At 58.6% G+C, this 19,828-nt stretch carries 14 protein-coding genes; 1 reads left to right on the top strand and 13 read right to left on the bottom strand.

Going from position 1 to position 19,828, the window contains the following annotated elements; genetic code table 11:
- Positions 1–90: 90 nt before the first annotated feature.
- The 12 genes from ACR3ES_RS01955 to ACR3ES_RS01900 form a co-directional block, all read right to left on the bottom strand.
- Positions 91–978 (bottom strand): SDR family oxidoreductase, encoded by an 888-nt coding sequence (locus tag ACR3ES_RS01955; protein ID WP_480424716.1) that lies wholly within the window; start codon positions 976–978, stop codon positions 91–93.
- Positions 978–1,481 carry a heme utilization cystosolic carrier protein HutX gene (gene hutX / locus ACR3ES_RS01950; protein ID WP_170434112.1) on the bottom strand — a complete coding sequence of 168 codons (504 nt, stop codon included), beginning with the start codon at positions 1,479–1,481 and terminating at the stop codon, positions 978–980. The genes ACR3ES_RS01955 and hutX overlap by 1 nt, the downstream gene beginning before the upstream one ends.
- Positions 1,478–2,815 (bottom strand): heme anaerobic degradation radical SAM methyltransferase ChuW/HutW, encoded by a 1,338-nt coding sequence (gene hutW, locus ACR3ES_RS01945; RefSeq protein WP_480493619.1) that lies wholly within the window; start codon positions 2,813–2,815, stop codon positions 1,478–1,480. Before hutW ends, hutX begins: the two co-directional genes overlap by 4 nt.
- Before the next feature lie 415 nt (positions 2,816–3,230).
- On the bottom strand, positions 3,231–4,268 hold the full coding sequence (locus tag ACR3ES_RS01940) for a sulfotransferase family protein (RefSeq protein ID WP_170434109.1): 1,038 nt from the start codon (positions 4,266–4,268) through the stop codon (positions 3,231–3,233).
- Positions 4,250–5,512, bottom strand: coding sequence for a F390 synthetase-related protein (locus ACR3ES_RS01935; protein ID WP_170434257.1), 1,263 nt, complete (start codon positions 5,510–5,512; stop codon positions 4,250–4,252). The genes ACR3ES_RS01940 and ACR3ES_RS01935 overlap by 19 nt, the downstream gene beginning before the upstream one ends.
- Entirely contained in the window at positions 5,505–6,335 is an 831-nt protein-coding gene (locus ACR3ES_RS01930) for an MBL fold metallo-hydrolase (RefSeq protein ID WP_170434107.1), read from the bottom strand. Before ACR3ES_RS01930 ends, ACR3ES_RS01935 begins: the two co-directional genes overlap by 8 nt.
- The gene (locus ACR3ES_RS01925; RefSeq protein ID WP_480424714.1) at positions 6,332–7,315 is read right to left on the bottom strand and encodes an NAD-dependent epimerase/dehydratase family protein; all 984 of its coding nucleotides are present in this window, start codon (positions 7,313–7,315) and stop codon (positions 6,332–6,334) included. Before ACR3ES_RS01925 ends, ACR3ES_RS01930 begins: the two co-directional genes overlap by 4 nt.
- Positions 7,312–8,187, bottom strand: coding sequence for a 3-oxoacyl-ACP synthase III family protein (locus ACR3ES_RS01920; RefSeq protein WP_480634678.1), 876 nt, complete (start codon positions 8,185–8,187; stop codon positions 7,312–7,314). The genes ACR3ES_RS01925 and ACR3ES_RS01920 overlap by 4 nt, the downstream gene beginning before the upstream one ends.
- A 360-nt stretch (positions 8,188–8,547) precedes the next feature.
- Positions 8,548–9,321, bottom strand: coding sequence for a heme ABC transporter ATP-binding protein (locus ACR3ES_RS01915; protein WP_170434102.1), 774 nt, complete (start codon positions 9,319–9,321; stop codon positions 8,548–8,550).
- A 3-nt stretch (positions 9,322–9,324) separates the two neighbouring features.
- A complete protein-coding gene (locus ACR3ES_RS01910; protein ID WP_170434100.1) occupies positions 9,325–10,398 on the bottom strand; it encodes an iron ABC transporter permease in 1,074 nt (357 codons plus the stop codon).
- Positions 10,395–11,270: a heme/hemin ABC transporter substrate-binding protein gene (locus tag ACR3ES_RS01905; RefSeq protein ID WP_480424712.1), complete on the bottom strand. Its 876-nt coding sequence runs from the start codon at positions 11,268–11,270 to the stop codon at positions 10,395–10,397. Before ACR3ES_RS01905 ends, ACR3ES_RS01910 begins: the two co-directional genes overlap by 4 nt.
- Positions 11,267–12,322 (bottom strand): ChuX/HutX family heme-like substrate-binding protein, encoded by a 1,056-nt coding sequence (locus tag ACR3ES_RS01900; RefSeq protein ID WP_170434098.1) that lies wholly within the window; start codon positions 12,320–12,322, stop codon positions 11,267–11,269. Before ACR3ES_RS01900 ends, ACR3ES_RS01905 begins: the two co-directional genes overlap by 4 nt.
- A gap of 363 nt (positions 12,323–12,685) precedes the next feature.
- Here ACR3ES_RS01900 and ACR3ES_RS01895 point away from each other — a divergent pair, with 363 nt between their 5' ends.
- On the top strand, positions 12,686–15,964 hold the full coding sequence (locus tag ACR3ES_RS01895) for an adenylate/guanylate cyclase domain-containing protein (protein ID WP_480424710.1): 3,279 nt from the start codon (positions 12,686–12,688) through the stop codon (positions 15,962–15,964).
- Positions 15,965–16,010: 46 nt separating this feature from the next.
- Here ACR3ES_RS01895 and ACR3ES_RS01890 read toward each other — a convergent pair whose 3' ends face one another.
- Complete coding sequence (locus ACR3ES_RS01890) at positions 16,011–19,649, bottom strand: flavoprotein (protein WP_480634677.1); 3,639 nt, start codon at positions 19,647–19,649, stop codon at positions 16,011–16,013.
- Positions 19,650–19,828: the final 179 nt, after the last annotated feature.

The following is a 19,828-nucleotide window of genomic DNA, read 5'->3' as shown; positions in this document are numbered from 1 at the left end:
ATATTGATGGCCCAAACAGCCATCGGCCAACCGAAGAGCGCATGAAAGAGGCGCTCTTGGTTTCCGGTCAGGTCGTTGCGCAGAGCAGCCTCAGGTTTCGTCTATAAGAAACGCATCATAGGCATCGCGCCAATTGGGATAGCGCAGATCAAAGCCCGGCAGTGCAAGCAGCCGATCGTTCTTTAGTCGCCTGTTTTCAGCATAGAACCCAGCAGCAGCCGGAGGAAGATTGGCATCGTCAAACGCGACCTCCTCGGGGCGTGGAAGACCCAGCATCCTTGCAACCGCAAACAGAATTTCAGATGCCGCGCAAGGGCTTCCGTCCGACAGGTTCAACAAACGGTCCCCGTCCGGGGACCGCATCGTTGCCAGGATCGCCCCGGCGATATCGTCTCGGTGAATCCGGTTAAAGACTTGTCCCGGTTTAATAATTGCACGGGCATCGCCAGATTTGAGACGCGTGATATTGTTGCGCCCCGGCCCATAAATCCCTGCAATGCGCAGAATGTCGAATGCCGCGCCAAAACGCCTTGCCACCTGACGCCATTCCTCTTCGGCGATCAGTCGCGCCTTGGCATCCCGGCCCCGAGGAGCAGGGGGGCGGGTCTCATCGATCCAGTCGCCTGCGCAATCGCCGTAGACAGCTGTTGAAGACAGGTAACCGATCCACTCCGCCCCACTACCATCAGGCAGATTTGCCAATGCGGATCGGGCCGACGCCAGCGCCGGGCACCCCTCGGGCGCGGGCGGCACCGAGATCAGGATATGCGTCACATCCGTCAATGCGTCCAAAACGATGTTTGCCCCCTCTGGCACCACAACTGCTTTGATCCCCATCTGTCGCAGAGCCTCTGCCCGTTTAGCGCTGCGCGTGGTGCCACGCACGGTGGCCCCCATTTCGACCGCCTGCCGGGCGGCCTCGCTCGCGCTGTAGCCAAGGCCGAACACAAACAGATCGGCATCTTTCAGCGTTGCCATTACGCGGCCTCGCTCGCGATCAGTTCGGCTTCCAGTGAGTCAAAAGCCACAATCTGTTCGGGTTTGATCTGTCGATCCGGATTGCGCCCCAGGTAAACCTTGAACATGCAGGACCCGTCCTCGGCGTAGAACTGAACTGAATAGGTGGCCATGGAAAACAGTTTTCGGCGCACAAAGGCCACGCATTTGCAAGCATTGGTATTTAAATGACCGCAAATCGGCTTCTCGTTCAGATTGTACATACCGTCCGACAGCTTGCCCTTGCCCAGCTCGGATTTCACCTCAAGGATCACCGGTCCGGTATTGACGATAAAAGTGATTTCCCCCCACTTGGCGATGTTATCCAGAACCGAAGGCATGAGGGAACCGGGCAGCGATGTCACCTCGCCCTGGGGCAAGGCCTCCAATACCTCCAATGTCGTGCAACCGGCAGCCCGCGCGATGTCTTCCAGCGCAGAAACCGGATTGTCGCTCAGGGCTTGCTGAATGGTGGTCTGTGTCATGTTTCTTCTCCGATGTCAGGATGTTGTCCAAGCCAGTCAATCAACCGGCCAGTCATGGCGACCTGCCAGAAGCGGCCGGCGCGGGTGAGTTCTAGAAATCTGTGTCGCGGGGTCATCAGGCCGGTTTGAACCCATTGTTTCAAAAGTGGCTGGGCATGGGCGTGAAAGGATGTCTGCGCATTTTTCACCGTTGCCGTCAGGACCCTGTCAACGTGGCGCAGATCCAGCCTGCCGCGCTCCATACCCGATTTTATGGCGTTTTGGATCGGGCTTGTGGGCTGCTGCATCATCATCCCCGGCGCAAGGCAGCTTCCATCTCCGGCCCTCGCTTGAAAATCGCTGAGCTCCGAGGTGATGCGGTAGTTGTAGCCGCCCAGAAAGCCGCCGGCCCCGGCCCCAAAGGCCAGACAATCCGCACCGGTTTTGACCTCCATGTTGTACACACTGCGCTCCCGCAGCGTCCCCTGCCAGTGGGTCGTGGAGATCTGCGACCATCCTTCCTGCTCGGCGGCCCGCTCACCCGCTGTAAAAAACGCGCCAAGCTGCTCTACGGTTGAAGGCGTCATCTTGCCCTTTTCCACCGCCGTCAAAAGCGGGGTGCCGGGGATCAGGTTCAGCGAATAAAGGTCCAATCCGTCCAGCCCCAGATCGGCACACAGATGCACATCCTCCGCTAGGTCCTGCGGGGTCTGTTTGGGCAACCCATACATCAGATCGACCACGATCGCGCCACAGTCCATTTTGATCAGGTTCGACAGGGCCTCGATAATCTCTGCGCGCGACGTTTTTCGACCCAGCGGTTTGCGGATCGCATCGCTGAAACTCTGAACGCCAAGGGACACACGTGTAACCCCGGCATCAAATGCGGCGCGAGCTTTTTCCGGTCCAAAGGACAACACGCGCCCCTCCAACGTGATCTCGCAATCCGGAGCCAGCGGCAGATGGGTCCGCAATGCGGTTACAAGCCTTGCGATATCCTTTGCCGAGAGGGCCGTGGGCGTGCCACCGCCAAGATACACCGCCTGCATCGGAGGGCCTTGGACGGCCGCGGTGTCGGAAAACTGTTTGAGTTGTGTGCAGATTGCATCGACATAGGGTCCGCCGCTCTCGTCTCGCCAGGCGTTCTTGTAAAACCCGCAAAACAGGCAGTGGTTCTCGCAAAACGGAACGTGCACATAGGCCACAGAGCGCGATGTCCTGGGTCTGGCGTGGATGGCCTCCCAGATATGAGGCACCTGTTCGGCGGGTACAGGGGCCATCCCGACAAATGGATGAACCGCACGTTTTCCGGGGAATGCACGCGCAATTGGATCGTCACTTTCCCTGGCAAACAAATCTTCGAGCTGGACCGGCGCAGGCCGGGGATGACCCGGATTTGCTTGATGGCCTGCGGGCGCTGGGCTCGATTCTACCTCAGCCATCGCACACGTCCGATGCGTCGAGAGCCAGATTGGCCGAAAACCGAAGACCAACGGAGATTCCTGCGTAGTCCGCAGGCGAACAGACAGTTTTCATCACGAGCTTACGCCTCACAGCGGCAATCAAACATGCTACCTTGCGATAAGCTGGGTGGGAACAGATGCTGCCCCGCACGATGACCTGATTTGGCGATTGCATCATTGACTAAAATCAAGGTGCCTGTGCCGTTCCGTGCGCGCGGCCATCGGGATTTTCAAGAGCAGGCGTTTCAGGAAAGCGCTGCATTTATGCCTTCAAATGCCAAGCTTTCCGCTTGCTTCGTGCCCCTCATCACTGAAGACCGTCAGAGATTTCTCGCGCCGTTGCCGTAAGCTGATCGAGTCTTTGCCGCTCGGGCACTGGCAGAGACAGATAGCGTGGCGGAAATACGCGAGGGACACCGGCGCCAAAATCAAGCCATAACTCGTCTTCCGAAAGCTCAAGAAAGCGCGCTAAACGAGACAGGTTGTCCCGTGGTTCCCGCGTCATCCGATCATACTGTATTACCATCCGACGCTCGGCGGGCAGGGCGGTAAACTGCGTAATCCCGTGTGTCATCATGGCCGACCAGCAGGCGGCAGTGTCTTCGATGGTGGGCGGCGTGTTCAGAATGCGCTTGATCGGCAGCAACGATCCGATCACGCGTTCGGTTATCGCAATCCAGCGGGCCTTGCCGATATGCGCGCCGGGTTGGAAGACATCGATCCCCATCCGGTTCGCCTGTTTCCAGAACCAGATGAGAAAACGCGCCGGTTTGTAGTTCCGCAGTGACAGCACGACATCGCGCCCGTCGCGCCGGATCAGCACAAACTTGGCTTCGGGAAAGCTCTCGGCGAGGGTCGAGGTCGCCAACAAGGTGCCGCCGGACCGCTCAACCCAAAAGTGCCGCTTGGTGAGAACGCCGAGCGTCTCGATCAGCGCGCGGTAGTGATCGGCCCGCGTTTGCTTGCCAAAGGAGGGCACTGCCTGCGCCAGATGATCAAGGGCCGCATCCGGGTCCTCGAACAGATGCGGGAGCGTGACTGCCAGCACCGGGGGACACGCAAACGGGTCAAAACGCCCGCCGGGCACTTTGTGATACAGGAATTCATCCGGCGCGCTGTCCGGGTTTGCCAGATGGCGCATGATTGTTGTCGGTGTCGCAAGCTGCCGCCAAAAGGCGTCTCCGCTGATGGTGCCCGGCAACAGAGCGCGCGACCCTTGCATCGTCATCAGTTCCGAGAGACTCAGAACTTCCGGATGCCGACGCAGAATGGTCGACATCATCGTCGAGCCGCTGCGCGATGCGTTTACGAGGAAGGCGCCGTTCATCACCCTGTGCTGCGCCATCGGTTTTCCACCCGCCGCAGCTTGCGGTTTCCGTCAGGTTGCAAGTCTTCGGTTCTGGCCGATACGCTGACGTCTGGACACCGGATGCGCATCAGGGTCTCCAGCGCATGACGGGATTTTTCAATTTGGTTCTGATGGCTTGCATTTGGGAGAACCAGTTCCACCTGATTTTCGGCAATCCGCCGGATCCTGAAATCGTCTATTTGCCTGTCCGTATCCAGCACCGTGCTGCGCAAAACATCCGGCGTGAAACAGATCGGTTGACCCTCTCTGGAAAACACAAACAGATCATCCATGCGGCCCACGACCTCATCCACAACCCGTAGCGGTGAGCCGCAGGAACAAGGGGTATCCGCCAGCCGCAGAAGGTCATTCATCCTATAGCGCGCCATGATCTGAAACCGGCGTTGAAAACATGAAACGATCGGGTTGACCAATCCGTTTTCCGCAGGTTCAAACTCAAAAAACACCGCGTCTTCGGCCAGATGCAGCGCGCCATGTGGGCAGCTGACTGCAAAAAGCCCCTCGGTCGCCATGTAGATTTGCCCAAGTGGGACACAGAACGCGGCCTCAATTATGTCGCGGTCCACAGGGTCCAGTGTTTCGGCGCCGGAATAAAGAATCCGTGGGCGCAGTTTGAGGTTGGCCTCGGCCAGTGCGCGCAACACGCGGGGCGGTCCAACCACACATGTGGGATCAAACTTCTCTAGTCGCTGCGACCAGGTTTCCATCCCGTCCGTGAGATCAAAGAAAGCAAGTTTCAGCTGTCTTGCCCGGGCTGCGGTGTCATAGAGTGCCGAGGACTGTGGCAGGATCACCGCAACTCTTTCGGGTTGCAGCGGAAAGCGGGGCAGCGCCTTTGCCAGGATCACTCCCAGCCAGCGCAGACGCTCTTGCGGGGTGATCATATAAAGTGCGCGGTTGCCGCTGGTGCCGGTGCTGGCGCCTACGCTGATCTTGCCAAACGTTCCGCCGTCTTCGAAACAGCGCCACCCTTGGTCGGCCGATACGTTCATCAAATTGAACGCGCCGAAATCGGCCATCATGGTGGCCTTGTTCATAATCGGCAGGTCCCGAAGTTCGGCCGCGCCAGACGCATACTGCCTGACCTTTGGGACGTCCCGTTGCAGCCAGCGCTGTACCTTACGCGCCTGCCAGGCCTCGAAGGCGGTGCGCGAAAGACCGCTTCTGGTGCGCATCCGTGTCGACGCGAGCGACCGGCCAACGTGCCAAAGGTCATACATCTTCGGCTTGGTCCAGATCATAAGGCGACAGATCGGGGTCATGGCATAGGACAACCCTGCCGCCCGCCTCGCTGAACTCGGCCACCCGGATGCTGGATCGGCGCGCGGCCCGCCAGTCATCCGAGACAAACCGCGACAATAGGGGTGGCGTTTGGGGCACGGACAGCGCCCTGTTGATCCACTGAACATCGCAGGCATAGAGCATCACCGGATCAATCTCCGGAAAGCACAGCCCCAAATGGCCTGCCGCATGTCCGGGCAGATCGATGGCAATGACCTGGCCATCACCAAAAAGATCCTGCCCGACGCCGAGATTCAGCGGTGCAGAGATCTTTGGCAGGGTCGCGACGTCTATGATCCGGTCAGGCAGATTTTCGGGTAATAGCTCGGTAAAAATCCCGTGTCGCAGGTTTGCGAAATGTCCTCGACCCAGAATGTCGGTCAATGCCGCGCCATGGGCAATAACATCGGCCTTGGGGAAATTGCGAAGGGCGGACACATGGTCGGCGTGAAAATGGGTGATAACGATCCTGGAGATATCCGCATGTTTGTACCCAAGCCGTGCAAGCACAGCCCCTAGGTCACCATCTTTCAAAAGCCGGGGCTTCAAAGCGGACGAATAGGTGCGCAGGGCGAAACTGCGGTGGGGCGCGTCCGCGACATCGGCGCTGTAGCCCGTGTCGATCAAAACCGGCCCAAAGCGCGGATTTTCGAGGATGCCGTACCGGACGCGAAGGCGCAGTTTCTTACGCCAGCGCCCGCCGCGCAGGACGGCACGTTCGGGGGTGTTGATAAATGCGCTATTGGCGAAATGCAGTTTCATGAGTCCCTCTCACCGCGAAGTGCCTCTTGCAATCCGTCCTCAAAGCGAATTTGCGGGGACCACTCCAAAACCTGCGCGGCTTTGTCGATATTCAGGCTCTGTTCAAAGGCCAGCAGCGCCAGCGCATAGGCTGTGATCCTGGGCTCGCCAGCGCTGGGCAGCAACGCGGTTATGCGCTCGGACAGTTTCGCAGCGGCAAATGCCGGTCTGAAAGGTATGGCACGCCAGCGGGGTGTGATCCCGGCGCGGGCGCAGGTCATGTCGATGATCTGGCTGATTGGCAGAACCTCTCCACCTGAGATATTGAATGTCTGCCCTTCTGCTTCGGAACCCGCCCGCAGCGTGGCTTCGATGGCGGCGCAGACATCCGACACATGGGTCAGGTCAATTTTTGCGCGGCCCTCCCGGAAAATCGGCAACGGGTGCGCGCGTGCGGCTTGCAGGAGCCTGGGCAACAGGGTTGTGTCCCCGAACCCGTAGATGCCGCGGGGCCTGAGGCTAATGGGGCCGATCTCGGGGGTGGACAACGCAAGGCACTCGGCTTCTGCCTTGGTTCGGGCGTAGTCGTTGAATGGTTTGGGCAGCGGGCGGCCCTCGTCGACATTCAGTTGATCCTTCGGGGCGAAATACACGGATGGCGACGAGATATTGACTAACCGCGCCACACCCAAGCGCCGGGCGGCGGTGATAATGTTCCGCGTTGTGTCGATATTGGCCGCTTGGAATGCGACCGGGGCTCCCCATGGTGCCGACAGAGCGGCTGTATGCACAATTGCGTCCGGATTGCCCAAGCGACCTTGAACCGGACCGGCAGACAGATCGGCCTGATGAACCTCAAAGCCTTGTTCGACCAACAGCGCGCAGCGCCGCGCCGAGCGTCCGGTACCAACCACGTCGTAGCCCCGGTCCCTCAGAAACCGGCATAAGGTTCCGCCCAGAAATCCAGATGCCCCTGTTACCAAAACCCGCAAGGCGATCACACCTGCAAAGCCAGGCCTGAAAAGGACACGCCGGCCGATGTTCCCAGCATCAACAGGCGCGCGCCCGCGCCTGCCCGGCCATCCGGGCGCGCGTGGTCCAGCGCCGTCGGCACCGAAGCGGCGATCTGGTTGCCGATATCCGAAGCCAGGTTAACGATCTTTTCGGGTCCAAAGCCGGTCTGATGCGCCATATGGGCCAGCGCATGGGGGCTGGCCTGATGCGGTATCACGAGGCTCACATCTTCCTTGTGCCAGCCAGCCAGTTCCAAGAGCCGGTCCACGAAGGCGGGGAAGTGCTTTAGAGTGACTTTGAACAGATCGGGTCCGTTCATTTGAAACACCGTCTGCCGGGCAAACTCACCCGGCTCTTTGTGAAAATCCAGCCGGGTTCCGCCAGCGCCGATCTGGCAGGCCTCGTATTTCGACGGATAGCTTTGCATCAGGCTTGCGTGGATACCGGTATCCGGCTCATGGGTTGCGCTCACAACAGCTGCGGCCGCCCCGTCACCAAACAGCGCTGCGACTTCTGGCTGACTGGACCAGGGCAGCCCCCGCGACGCGATCTCCGATGACACGATCAGTGCATTCCGACACGCACCGGTTGCGATCCGGTGGCCCACGGTCTCCAGCGCGGTAATGAAACTGGTACAGGTGCTGTTGATATCGAACGCGGCGGCGGAGCCGTCCTCAAGCCCCAATTCGCGCATGATCAGCGGGGCAGTGGACGGCAATGTCTGAAAGGGAATACCGCTTGCAGATATTACAAGGTCAATGTCGCCCGGCTCCATCCCCGCCTGATCGAGAGCCCCCCGAGATGCCTGCACAGCCATGTCAATCTGATTGGTGCCCTCAGCGTAGTGGCGGAACCTCACGCCAGACTTGTTTTCCAGATATCCAGTGTGGCGACCTATTCGGGTGTCCAGAACGTCGGAACTGATAGGGTTTCCGGGAAGGATGTGGCATGTCCCGCGAATGGCAATTCGTGCGGCGCTGTTCAAAAAGCGGCTTTCGACTTGTTTAGCATTACCCAAGGTAATCGGACCTGCCTCTATCAACAAGTTTGGTAATCCATACCTGTCACTTCATCGGACGATGCGCGCGCCAGTTTCTGGAACGGATTGCGGCCGTGAGAAAGGTTAAAAAACGGCCTTTTGCACTCGGATGGATACCTTGCATTGCGACACTGACTTGCAGCACGTTTTTGGGGAGTCGACGCGCGCGGTGGGCCCTGGTCAGCTGATAGCCTGTGGCAGAATGAAGGGCATTTTGCCTTTCGGGACAGTGTTGGTTGGCAGGTCGATGCCGTATACCTGCTTCATTGTCTCGTCGTTCAAAACGTCCGAGGGCGTGCCGGACGCCCAAACGCGGCCTTCCGAAAGGATGTAGACAACGTCCGCGAAAAGGGCTGTCAGATTCAGGTCGTGCATCACGACAACAACACCACCACCGCGCGCCACGAAATCCCTTGCGATGCCAAGCACCGTGAACTGATGCGTGATATCCAGACTGGCTACAGGCTCGTCCAAAAGGAGCCATTTGGGCTGTTCCTGATCTGCGGCCTCCCAAACCTGGGTCAGGACGCGGGCGAGTTGTACACGCTGCTGCTCGCCGCCAGACAGGTTCTGGTAGGAGCGTTTTTCGAACCCCGTGAGATCAACATGCGCCAGCGCCTGAGACGGCAAACGATCATCGCCTGCGGCCAGCCCGTTTGCGAGCCCAAGCCTGACGATTTCCAACACGGTGAACGGAAAGGCAACCGTCGACGATTGCGGCAACACGCCTCGCATCGCCGCCAGTTCCCAAGGTTTCAGGGTCGAAATGTCCCGCCCATTCAGAGAAATGGTTCCGGAGCCTTGGATTTCACCGGACAGCGCCCTCAACAGGGTCGATTTGCCCGAGCCGTTGGGGCCAATGATGGCGGTGACCTTGCCGGGTTCCGCATGAAAGTCCACTTGGTGCAGAATTTCCTTACGCCCAAGGCGGATGCGAAGATTTTCGCCCTTCATGACTTACATCCCCATGGACCCGTGGCGCCGCAGCAATATCCAGAAGAACACAGGCGCGCCAATGATTGCGGTTACTATTCCGATTGGCAGTTCTGCCGGCGCGACAATGACGCGGCTGATCATGTCAGCGCCCAGCAGAAGGCTTGCGCCCAGCAGAGCCGAGTTTATCAAAAGCCGGTGGTGATCCGGACCAGTGCCCAGCCGTAGCAAATGCGGGACAACGATCCCGACAAACCCGATGCCGCCGGACACGGCAACGGCAGCGCCGGTCGCCCCGGCTACCGTCAGTACGGCAATGTTCTTGCTGCGTTGCACTGGAATGCCCATATGGTGGGCAACGGCCTCTCCCATCGCCAGACCGTTCAGTGCGCGCGCAAGAAACTGGGCACAGAAAACAGACAGCAGGATGATTGGCGCCGCAGTTATCGCCTTGGACCAGGTCGCGCCAGCCAGTGACCCCATGCCCCAGAAGGTCAGATCCCGCAATTGCTGATCATCGGCCATATACACCATGACGCCCGAGAGCGCTCCGGCCAGGGCTGCCAGCGCGATACCAGCCAGCAACATGGTGGCAACCGATGTCTGGCCCTGACGCGTAGAAACGCGATACAGGATCAGCACCGACGCCCAGCCGCCGAGAAATGCCGCAACGGTGATCAGCCCGTTCCCGACCCAAGCAAGAACAGTGGCCGGCAGGAAGCCTCCAAGAACAATGGCCGAGATCGCACCCAGCCCCGCCCCCGCGCTGACGCCCACGATCCCGGGATCGGCCAGCGGGTTGCGGAACAAACCCTGCATCACCGCACCTGAAACCGCCAAAGCCGCACCAACCAGTATGCCCATCGCCAGCCTCGGCAGGCGAATATCCCATAAGATAACGCGGTTCAGCTCGGACATCTCACGCCCGTTGACAAAATCTGCCATCGCGGCGGTAAGTGACGCTTCGGACGCGCCAAGCGATACACTGATGACGCTGACCACGCAAAGCAGAACAACCAAGGACAGCGTCACGCGCCCGGCCATCACCCGACGATCACGCGCTGCGGACGAGCCGGCGTGATCCAGCGCCAATGTCATGATCCGCTGACGCCTTGCAGCGCCGCTGAAAGGTCGGCGATTGCCTCAGCAGTGCGGGGTCCGAACCCCAGAAGGTAGGCGCCCTGCATTCGGATCAGGTTCTCGTTGCGGCCCGCTGGTGTCAGTTTCAAAGCTGGTAGCGAAAACAGGTCTCCGGCACCCATCGGATGGTCGTCGCTGCGGTCCATCATCAGGATGACGTCCGGCGACGCAGCTGCCAACGCTTCGGGTGTAATCGGCTTGAATCCGGGCACGTCCGCCGCCGCGTTCACGCCGCCAGCAAGGCGAATGATGCTGTCGGCTTGGGTGTCTGCGCCCCCAACCAAAATGCGGTTATCCTGTGCCGAGAGAACGAACAGCACACGGACATCCCCGGAGGCGCCAAGCGCCATGGAATGCGCGTCATCTATTTTGTTAACCGTCTGTTCCGCCAGTGCATTTGCCGCGCCTTCAACACCAAGTGCTGCGCCGACGGCGCGTATCTTTTCAGCGACACCGTCACGTGTGAACTCGTTGCTGATCGAGACGAATTGCACGCCCGCCTCTTCCAGCACAGCTATGGCGTCCGGCGGTCCGGCACCGTCCACTGCCAGAATCAGGTCCGGCTCGACCGACAGGACACCCTCGGGTGACAGCGCGCGCATGTAACCCACATCCGGCAGCACTGTTGCCTCGGGCGGGTAGACCGAGGTCCGATCACGCCCAACCAGACGATCCTGCTGACCCAGGGCATAAACGATCTCGGTGACCGAACCTCCTATGGCAATGACACGGCTGGCCTTGACCTGCTCTGCAAGCGCGTTTTGCGTGCCGGACATCACCATTATTATGAACACAAAGGAGGATGCGATATGTCCCAGTGGTCCCATCATGCAACCTCCGCCTTGTTTTTGGAGTCGAGCCCGGCCACCAGGTCATCCCAGGCTGGACGGTAATCCGTTTCGCTCGAACGACGCCCGAAAATCTGAAAGATCAGGCTACCCTCAGCGTCAAAGGCCTCGACCGAAACCGCCGGACCCCGCTGTGTCGGTTTGGTGATGGCCCAGACTTCGGCCAGGTGGTCCGAGCGCAGGTGCAGGTTGAAACGCGGGTCGAGCACGTTGAACCATGGACCCATCTGTTTGATTTTTTGAACCGGACCGCCGTGAATCTCGATACACCCGCGATTGCCGACAAAAATCATGACCTCAAGGTTCCCGTCGCAAACCTGCTCAAACATTTTCGAGACTGTTTCTGGCTCCAGTTCCCGCGCAAGTGGTTCGCCCGCGATACGATAGGCGCCTAGACGGTTCATCTTGAGCCTGGATGTCAGGCGCATGAATTGATGCGTATCGGTCATTTTGACCCATTCGGCGCGCAGAGTTTCAGCCTTTTCAGGATTTGCTTTGGCCATTTCGGCCGGCTTTCGCGGCTCGGCTTCAAGAGTGTCGGATTGATCCTCGGCCGTCAGGGCACTGACGAGCCCGTTCCAGTTTTCGAGGTTCGACCCCTCACGCAGAAAAATCTTGTGAACCGCGTCCCCCGCCGCGTCGAAGACCTGAAGCGACCGCTTGGTACCGTTCTCCGTTTCGCGTTCGATGGCGAAAACATGGACCCAGTGCTTGGGAAACATACGCAGATCGATCTCTTCGGTTAGAACCATCGCGGCATGGGCACCCGGATGGTAATTGTCATACCGTCCCACCTTCTCGATCACGCAGGACGGGTTGCGTGTCAGAGCCATCACTTCGCCCAGCCCGTTCAGCTGCGGGAACAGCTGATCCAGATTTGCCGACAGCCGTGTCACGTTGCGCCCTGCAAAAGCGGCAACAAGCTGCCCTTCGGCAATTCCAAGCGAGTCAGCTAGATCGCGGTCCCGTTTTCCCGCGTTTTGGGCATAAGCTGCGCGAATATGTTCCGGGACCATAAGCATCTGCTCTGTCATAGGGTCTTCCAACTTCGAATGTTTGTTCGACACGCCGAACAGACCGCTGATCCTTTCAGATGCCGGCTGGTGAGTGTCGCGGTGGCAATCAGAAATTTATGTTGACTGTTTTAGTAAGTTTTAAAGGTGAGCACAAGCCGCCAAAATGGGTGGGTCCAAAAACAAAAAGACCAATCAACCTGTCGTTTGCACCCTTATGGTGGGTCTGGGAGTATCGAAACTGCATTGGCTGGTGGAAGCGTCCCACGTGGGCCAGCCAATATACGCAACCTGCCAAAACGTTAATTTTTGAAGGCGTTGCAGACTCAATGAGCCTATCTGTGCTAAACCCTTCTGCGAAGTGGGGGACTTCAGAGGGGCGGCATGTCTCAGAGCCTGCAGGACTGGCTGGGCGCACTTGGATTGTCTGACTACGCGCAAGCCTTTTTGGATAACAAAGTTGATTTCGAGATACTGCCCGATTTGACGGGCGAAGATCTGGTGGAATTGGGGATCACGGCGATTGGTGACCGGCGCAGACTGTTGCGGGCCATTGGCGACCTCGAAACAGTGGCGCAGGATGAGGACTCTAAGTCTGATCCCCCAACCGAGCCTGCGCGGCGGCAGGTCACGGTCATGTTCGCGGACCTGTCAGGATTTACCACGCTTTCCAGCGAACTTGATGCCGAAGACATGCATGCCCTGCTCAACGAGTTCTTTGGCAAGGTGGACAGTGTTGTCGAAAAATACGGCGGGCGTATCGACAAGCATATTGGCGATGCGGTTATGGCTGTGTTCGGCGCACCTATATCGCACACAAACGATACCGAACGAGCGGCGCGTGCCGCGTTGGATATCCATACAGCCGTCAAAACACTGACACGGCCGCTGACTTGCCATATCGGTATTGCCTCGGGTCAGGTGATCGCAAGCACCACCGGCAGTCAGGCGCATACGGAATACACTGTCACCGGCGATGGTGTGAACCTTGCGTCGCGCCTGACGGACATCTCGTCTCCCGGTGAAACTCTGGTGTCGCATGATATTCAACGCGCTCTGGGGCCTTTGTTCATTGGCGAATCTGTGGGTGTGCAGGCCATCAAGGGTCTGAAAGACGATGTCGAAGTCTGGCGATTGGACAGGCTGGCCCAAAACATCCGGACACGACGGCACCGCTTCGTGGGGCGCGAGCGCGAGATGTCCTTGTTTGCGGCCACGTTTGAGAGGTGCCAGCGGCACGGCAAAGGTGAGGTTCATATTATTCTGGGGGAACCCGGCATCGGTAAAACGCATCTGTCCGAGCAGGTTGTCGAAATGGCGGACAGCCTGTCTTATTCGATCCATGCCGGTGTCGTCATGGATTTCGGGGCGCGCGAAGGGCATTCGGCGGTCCAGTCCGTGGCGCGCAGCATTCTGGGTTTGGAACCGACCGATGATGCCGCTTTTGCAACGACTGCGGCGCAAAAGGCCATCGACAAGGGGTGGGTGAGTCCGGCAAATGCCGCACATCTGAGTACGCTGCTGGAGCTTGAGCAGGACCCGGGCCTGGCAGAGGTCTATGCGGCAATGGACAACAAGGCGCGATTGCGCGGCCGGCGTCAGGTCATCGACGAGTTGCTGTCAGCCCGAAGCCGGGACGCACCAATGCTGATACAGATCGAGGATATTCACTGGGCGTCGCCCGAGATTCTGACAGCATGTTCGCACATCGCGGCAGCGACACGCGATCTGCCCTGCGTTTTGCTGATGACCAGCCGGGTCGAGGGTGATCCGATCAACCGGGACTGGCAGTTGGGTGCGGATGGGGCGCTTGTATCCAAACTTGAGTTGGCGCCGATGCGGGAAGAACAGGCCCGGCAACTGGTTGAGGAATTCACCGGCATAGATCCCGAGCTGTTGGATATCTGCGTGCAGCGTGCTGGCGGCAACCCTCTGTTTCTGGAACAGCTACTGCGCAACATTGATGTTCTGAAGCGCGAGTCCGTTCCCGGCAGCATTCAGGGAATCGTCCAGTCACGGCTGGATGCGTTGGACAAATCCAGCCGGACGGCCATTCAGGCGGCCTCGGTTCTGGGCCAGCGTTTTGCGCCGGAGGTGCTGAACTTCACTTTGGGCGAAGGACATTTGGACACCACAAACCTGATCCGTTCAGCGCTGCTCCGCGAAGCGGACGCCGATCTGATGTTTGCGCATGCCCTGATCCGGGACGGGTCTTACGCCACGCTGGTCAAATCGGAACGTGCCCGATTGCACCGTCAAGCGGCCAAGTGGTTCGAGGATCGTGACGCGACCCTTCGCGCGCGGCACCTTGATCGGGCGGGCGCGCCAAACGCTGCGCAGGCCTACCTCGACGCTGCGGACAAGTTGATCCAGGCGTTTCAGTTTGACGATGCCAGCCCACTGATTGAACGCGCGTTGGAACTGCCGTCTCCTGACAGTGTGCGGTTCGATCTGCTCTGTGCCCAGGGTGAAATCCTCCGGTTGCGGGGGTTGTCCGACGCGGCGTTGCAGGAGTTCAAGGGCGCCGCTGATATCGCGGAGACCGACGAACAGCTGTGCCGGGCGCATATTGGCCTGGCGCAGGCCGCTCGGCAGGCCAGCCTGTATCAGGATGCTCTGGACGCGCTCGGGATCGCAGAGGCAGCGGCGGAACGCAGTGGGTCCGAGCAGGACCTGGCCCAGATCAACTATGTGCGCGGCAACGTGTTCTTTCCCTTGGGCCGCGACAAAGAGGCGTTGCAGGCTAATGAGCGCGCTTTGTCGCTGGCCCGCAAACTGGGGTCGGCCCGTTTGGAGGTTGGGGCACTCAGCGGGTTTGGAGACGCCCATTTCATGAAGGCCACGATGCAGACGGCAACCGGGTTTTACACGCAGGCTGTCGAACGGGCGCGGGAAGAGGGGCTGGTCCGTGATCTGGCCGCCAATCTGCACAATCTCAGCGTCGCGCGCAGCTATACCGGAGATGTCCAACGGGGCGAAGCAGATGCAAAAGAGGCCATAGAAGTTTCTCAGACGTATTTCGCGTTTGTGCCGGAATGCGTGGCGCAAACCTGTCTGGGTGTCGCGCAAACCTTTCTGGGCGCGCTTGATCAGGCGCATGAGTCCTTTGCGAAATCCGCCGAGATTGCCGAACGTGTAGGGGCCAAGCGGCTCGAGGCACAAGCGTTGGAACATCTTGCCCGAACGCAGGTCTACGCTGGCCATGTAACGGAAGCCCGCGAAACTGGACGGCAAGCCGTAGAGATTGCGCTGGAACACGGTCGCAACTTTGTCGGTCCAAAGGCACTGTCTGCGTTGGCCATGGCCGAGACCGACCCCGCCGAGCAGGATCGTCTGTTGAAACTGGGGGCCGAGATCATTGAGGAAGGCTGCGTGGGTCACAGCCATCTGCATTTCTACCCCGATGCCAGTGTCGTCATGCTGGCGCGTCAGGATTGGGACGCGGCCATTCGTTACGCCGACGGGTTGGCGCAGTTCACGGCCAAAGAGCCTCTGCCGATGGTTGACCTTACTATTCTTCAAACACGTATTTTGGCCGAAAGCGGATCGCAACAAAAGCAGCCCGCATCTCATGAGCGGTATGCGGAGATGCAAGCGCAGTTTGAGCATATGGGTATTTCCCAATCCCTGCTAGGACACGTGGACTATCTGACAAACCGTTAGCCAATGCGATCCGCGCGGATTGATGATTGACGTGTCGGGCTGTGTGTCAGTCTGCCGTCTCATATTCCGGTTTGAGGGTTCCGGACGCCATATCCAGCGTGTATTCAGTGACCGCCTCCGAGGTTCCATCGCGCCAATTGGCAACGTACTTTTCGGGATCGGCGATTACATAGGCGTAGGCCGGTTTCATCGCGCCATTCACGATCACGTTGATTTTCTTGCGGATATAGACGTTCTCGGGTGAATCGGGTCCGTGATATCCTTCGAGCTTATCAAGCTCGCGCAAACCGGACTCGGTAACGCGGTAGACCTCACCGCTGATCTGCTTGCCCATGCCCTGCTGATCCACCAATGTTGCCATTCGGTGCAGATAGGCGCAGTTCGGATTGTCGCAAAATGGCTCGTTGGGCACGATCAAAGGCATCGGCTGGCGCGTCCGCGCGGTTCCGACAAAGTCGTTCAGAACCTCGCTATGCGCCTCGTGGTTCGGGAAGCCCTTCTTGAGTGACCCATATGTGAAATACAGATAGGTAGGTTCTGTCACCGAAACATAGGTTTCATCGCCGCCTTGTTCGAGCTCTGCCATCTTCAGGTTGTGATCGCGCGCCCAGCCGTTCAGCATGGCCCGGATTTCTTCTGAGATTTTGAGATCCTTAACAAACTCAATGCACGGCGTCGCGTCCATATCCTTTGCCCCGAGCAGGATTTCGACCATCCTCGGCGAGTCGTTCATCACCGCCACATGCAAGGCCGTAAAGCCGTGGTCGTTGACAAGGTTGACGTCGATATCCCGATCAATCAGCTTTCGAGCGGCTTCGTAATCGGGTTTGCCCAGATCGATGCCGCTTTCGCTCAGTTCACCTTCGCCGCCCGCCGCATAGTGCAGGAGTGAATCGCCGTGAGTTTCGTCAACGATATTGACCCCGACGATGCCCTCGTCGATGGCGCGGAACACCCGCCTCCATTCATTGATGTCATCTGCGGCGGCGGCCTCCTGCGCCCATTTGCAAACGCGGTATTTCTGGTCGTCCAATTCCTCGAATGCCTCGCCGAGCGCTTCCATGATCTGGTCTGGCGTCGCCATCATGCCGATGCCCATCCGACCGTTGGACAGGCGCCCCTCGCGCGGTCCAACGAAATCAACGCCAAGCGTTTTCAGCCTTTCGACATTGTTCTGGGTCGTGATGTTGTTCCACATATTTGTGTTGCAGGCCGGGCAAAAGATCACCGGCTTCTTCTGGTACTGCCACGCCACGAAGACCGAGGTCAGAAGATTGTCGGCGATCCCGTTTGCGACCTTGCCCATCGTGTTGCAAGTGATTGGGGCAACGATCACGCAGTCGGCCCAGTCACAAAGGGCGAGGTGCGACGCCCGGACCGGCATGTCGAATTCCATGTAGCGGAAACTCCATTCGTCATCGTCACGGTAATAGTCGTTGGGCGTGATCTTGGCGTCGATCTGGTCCGCCCCGAAATCGCGAAAGAACTTTTCGGCCGATACCGAGGGGATCAGTTTAACGTTGTGACCGGCGTCCACAATGCGTTCGACAAGCGTTGGAATCTTGTCTGCCGCCGATGATCCGCAAGCACAGAGCAGCACATTGCGCTTACCCGTGCCGACCTCGGTTAACGCGCCCTTGGGGTAGCCGAACATGTTTTTGTCCAGGCTGGGCGTTTCGTCCAGCGTTGAGACCGTGAGGCCCGCTTCGATCATCCGCTCCTGCAAGCGGTTTGCCTTGACCATATCGACAAGATCGCGCAAATCGTCTCGTTTGATCAGGTTTTCGCCTTTGAGAAACAGATACGGAACGGTGGCCTTGTCACCGATCGACACCAGCGCCCGCCGCATCTTGATCGCTGTTGGATCGCGCCCGGCCACGTCTATCTGTTTGACGCCAGTGGCGCTGATATTCGACAGGATGCTTCTGAGCATGTACGACCACGGGTCTTCGTCTTCGTAGAACAATACCATCGGGTTTTGTCTGATGATGCTTGCAACATCGCTCGGGTCTTCGGGCGGCTCAACTTCCTCGATCACCAGAAGCGCTGGGTTCTCGAGATCACGCAGGCCGCGGAAAATATTGCCGCGTGGTGCCTGCCAGACCTGCGAGGTCGCGGGGCTCATGTCGACAATCGTGACGACGTCGGTATCGTCGTCATAATCGATACACAAACACCAGAACTCTTCGAGCAACGCGGTCTCCCGATACACGTTGTCTGGCGGGCGGATGGCTTCGATTCCAGTTACGCGGTTAAAATCGATATTGATCATCAGATGACGATCCTTGTTGACGTTCAGACTGTGCAATTGCTCTTGAAACCAGGCTTCGGGGGTTTGTGTTGATTTGTCCGGACGCGTCGCGAAGCTTTGGAATGAACTGCCCAGATGCACATCCTCGGACTGGCTTAGATACTTCTTAGCCATCTCGTGCATGTCCTTGGCGGTGGCCACCCGGGACACTGCATCGGTAAAGGAAGATTCCGTTGCCCTGAGCAGTTCGTCTTCGTCCACTCTGTGGTCACCGTGGATGGCAAGACTTTCGGCCAAGACACCCAAAGAGTTCATGTTCGGAGTGCCACGGCGGAACAGGTTGCGCCGTTTCTTGGGATCTTTCGCGAGATAGAGCGTGCTGTCGACGTAGTTGCACCTCTGCTTGAAGGTCTTGAGGTGAGTCTTGACCGCTGCACGCGCCGAAAATCGCAATATGCCGCGCGACCGCATCGAGGTTCCGTCCCGGTCCGACATTGCCTTCCAAAGCCGGTCAACCGTCGTCACCCAAAGCTTGCCGTATTTTTCGGGATGCACATCCATCATATGCACCAGACCGGTGCTTGGATTGCATTTGGCGATCACGGCAAAATGCCCACCGGGCATGTTTTCCTTGCCGTGCGCGACGCCGACCTGGAAATTCGCCACCAGTATATCGTTTTCGCCGCCCAGCTGATTGGATTCGTCGATTGCGTCCAGCAGCAGTTGAACGTCTGTCGTGTCTTCATCCATGAAATAGGCCTGAACCTGAACCCGGTCGCGCAAACCCTGCGAGTGGATGTAGGTGCAGGCGACATCAAACAACTCACCAAGCGATATTCCGTCATTCACGACAAAAGACGAGGGCAGGGCGCATTCGCGGAAAATGTCATTCACTTCGCAGCTGAACCCAAGGGCCGACATGCTCAGCGCGGCGGCCGTCACGCTGCAACAGTTGATGGGTTGCTGAAAGTTCTGCAGTTGAACAGAGACGAGATCACCAAACATCGTGGCAAAACATGGCTTTCGGACATCTTCGGGTATCCGCCGCCAATTCGCGCTGGACAGGTAGGCCAGCCGCGTTCCCTCCAACGCAAGCGCCTCTAGACTGACCGGAATGTCCGATATCTGAAGGTGCTCTTCGTAGAAGTAGTCCCCCACATCAGCGCTGGCCAGCGCATGCCCGGCCTGACGCAGTTGCACTACGCCGCGCAGAACAATATACATGCCGTCTGCGGGCAGAACCGTGTCTTTGATCACTTCAAAGAACTCAAAATGCGGCCTGATCGCAGCGGGAGCCGATGTTTCGGTCTCCCCCGGTATCACTGCGTATATGTGGTTCCAGTCACTGTCGTTTGGGACAAAGGTGTTTGACTCGGCAATAGGCTCATTTGGCACGACTGTTTCCCCCCTGAACTGCGTCGCAAATGTCGTCATTCAGCCAGTGCAGGTACGGGATAGACGTTCGAAGACGTCTTTGGGTCAAACAGCAATACAGACCCATCCGTCATTGTGACCCGCGCTGGCCGGGCCGGTTTCACGTATCAAAAAAACGCAAACAAAACGGCCCAAGTTTGCGCACCGTATCGTATTTGCGAACAAAAATCACGGACAGC

Source organism: Ruegeria sp. B1 (genome assembly GCF_056535885.1).
This window is presented reverse-complemented; position numbering and strand designations above follow the sequence as displayed.